The sequence below is a fragment of the Arthrobacter sp. 'calajunan' genome, assembly GCF_046940185.1.
GTDB classification, from domain to species: Bacteria; Actinomycetota; Actinomycetes; order Actinomycetales; family Micrococcaceae; genus Glutamicibacter; species Glutamicibacter soli.
The window spans coordinates 1-257 of record NZ_JBKZDY010000052.1 but is presented as its reverse complement, the minus strand read 5'-3'; the positions used below and the strand labels follow the sequence as shown (position 1 = coordinate 257).

1 rRNA gene is annotated in these 257 nt (G+C 53.3%); it reads right to left on the bottom strand.

Annotated features, from left to right (window positions below):
• Nucleotides 1-8 precede the first annotated feature (8 nt).
• Nucleotides 9-125, bottom strand: a 5S ribosomal RNA gene (gene rrf / locus RF641_RS17625).
• Between the last annotated feature and the right edge of the window lie 132 nt (nucleotides 126-257).

Genomic DNA, 257 nt, shown 5'->3' with positions numbered 1-257 from the left:
CAAGTTAAGTCCGGCGGTGACCTACTCTCCCACACCCTCACGAGTGCAGTACCATCGGCGCAATGGGCCTTAGCTTCCGGGTTCGGTATGGGACCGGGCGTTTCCCCCACGCTATGACCGCCGTAACAATCACGAAGCACACAAACCAACCATGGTGGTCCGGTAGCTTATCCTTGCAAATCTTCAGGTTCGAGGTTGTTGTCTCGTAACCGCATAGTGAACGCGAACAATCAGAAAAACGTATTTTGTCGACACAC